Source organism: Aeromicrobium sp. (assembly GCF_036676885.1).
Classification (GTDB): Bacteria; Actinomycetota; Actinomycetes; order Propionibacteriales; family Nocardioidaceae; genus Aeromicrobium.
Window position 1 is genome coordinate 1 of sequence record NZ_JAKFCB010000302.1, and the last position, 2,088, is coordinate 2,088.

Annotated in this window: 1 protein-coding gene; it reads right to left on the reverse strand. The window is 67.2% G+C overall.

Annotated features, from left to right (window positions below):
• On the reverse strand, positions 1-2,088 hold a 2,088-nt coding region (locus V6M46_RS13720), incomplete at both ends, for an ATP-dependent Clp protease ATP-binding subunit (protein WP_332666111.1).

A 2,088-nucleotide genomic window follows, 5' to 3' on the forward strand; every position in this document is an offset into this window, starting at 1 on the left:
GATCTCGTCCTGCGTCAGCGGCGGGAAGACGATGATCTCGTCGACACGGTTGAGGAACTCAGGCCGGAAGTGCTGCTTGAGCTCGATCTGGACGCGTTCCTTCATCTTGTTGTAGGACCCCGCAGTGTCGCCGGCCTGGCTGAAGCCCAGGTTGACGCCCTTGGAGATCTCACGCGCACCGAGGTTGGTGGTCATGATGACGACCGCGTTCTTGAAGTTGACGACGCGGCCCTGACCGTCAGTGAGGTGGCCCTCCTCGAGGATCTGCAACAGCGAGTTGAAGATGTCGGGATGAGCCTTCTCGATCTCGTCGAACAGGACGACGGAGAACGGCTTGCGGCGCACCTTCTCGGTGAGCTGCCCGCCCTCTTCGTAGCCGACGTAGCCGGGAGGCGAGCCGAACAGTCGCGAGACCGTGTGCTTCTCGCTGTACTCAGACATGTCGAGCTGGATCAGCGAGTCCTCGTCGCCGAACAGGAAGTTGGCCAGCGCCTTGGACAGCCACGTCTTGCCGACGCCCGAGGGCCCGGCGAAGATGAACGATCCACCAGGACGCTTGGGGTCCTTGAGGCCCGCACGCGTACGGCGGATGGCCCGCGACAGCGCCTTGATGGCCTCGTCCTGGCCGATGACCCGCTTGTGGAGCTCTTCCTCCATGTTGAGCAGGCGGCTGGACTCGGCCTCGCTGAGCTGGCCGACCGGGATGCCGGTGGCCTTGGCGAGGACCTCGGCGATGAGGTTCTCGTCGACGACCGCGACGGTGTCGAGGTCGCCGGACTTCCAGGCCTTCTCGCGCTCGCCCTTGGCGTTGATGAGCTTCTTCTCCTCGTCGCGCAGGGAGGCGGCAGCCTCGAAGTCCTGTGCGTCGATGGCGCCTTCCTTGCGGCGGCGGACGTCGACGATCTTGTCGTCGAACTCCTTGAGCTCGGGCGGCGTCGCCATGCGGCGGATGCGCAGGCGGGCCCCGGCCTCGTCGATCAGGTCGATCGCCTTGTCGGGCAGGAACCGGTCGGAGACGTAGCGGTCGCCCATCGTCGCCGCCGCCACGAGGGCGTCGTCGGTGATGGAGACGCGGTGGTGCGCCTCGTAGCGGTCGCGCAGGCCCTTGAGGATCTCGACGGTGTCGAGCACGGACGGCTCGTCGACGAGGATCGGCTGGAAGCGGCGGTTGAGGGCCGCGTCCTTCTCGAAGTGCTTGCGGTACTCGTCGAGCGTCGTGGCACCGATCGTCTGCAGCTCGCCGCGGGCCAGCATCGGCTTGAGGATGCTGGCGGCGTCGATCGCGCCCTCGGCGGCACCCGCACCCACGAGGGTGTGGATCTCGTCGATGAACAAGATGATGTCGCCACGGGTGCGGATCTCCTTGAGGACCTTCTTGAGGCGTTCCTCGAAGTCACCGCGGTAGCGCGAACCGGCGACGAGCGCACCGAGGTCGAGCGTGTAGATCTGCTTGTCCTTGAGCGTCTCGGGCACATCGCCCTTGACGATGTCCTGGGCGAGGCTCTCGACGACGGCGGTCTTGCCGACGCCGGGCTCGCCGACGAGCACCGGGTTGTTCTTGGTGCGTCGCGACAGCGTCTGCATGACGCGCTCGGCCTCGTCGTCCCGGCCGATGACCGGGTCGAGCTTGCCCTCGCGGGCGGCCTGCGTCAGGTTGCGGCCGAACTGGTCCAGCACGGCGGACGTGCTCGGGGCGGACTCGCTGGGCGCGCCGGCCTGCTCGGCCTCCTTGCCCTGGAAGCCGCTGACGAGCGTGATGACCTGCTGGCGTACGCGGTTGAGGTCGGCGCCCAGCTTGACGAGGACCTGGGCGGCGACGCCCTCGCCCTCGCGGATCAGGCCGAGCAGGATGTGCTCGGTGCCGATGTAGTTGTGGCCGAGCTGCAGCGCCTCGCGCAGGCTGAGCTCGAGGACCTTCTTGGCACGGGGCGTGAACGGGATGTGCCCGCTCGGAGCCTGCTGACCCTGGCCGATGATGTCCTCGACCTGGCCGCGGACCGCCTCGAGCGAGATGTCGAGGCTCTCCAGAGCCTTGGCCGCAACGCCCTCACCTTCGTGGATGAGGCCGAGGAGGATGTGCTCCGTGCC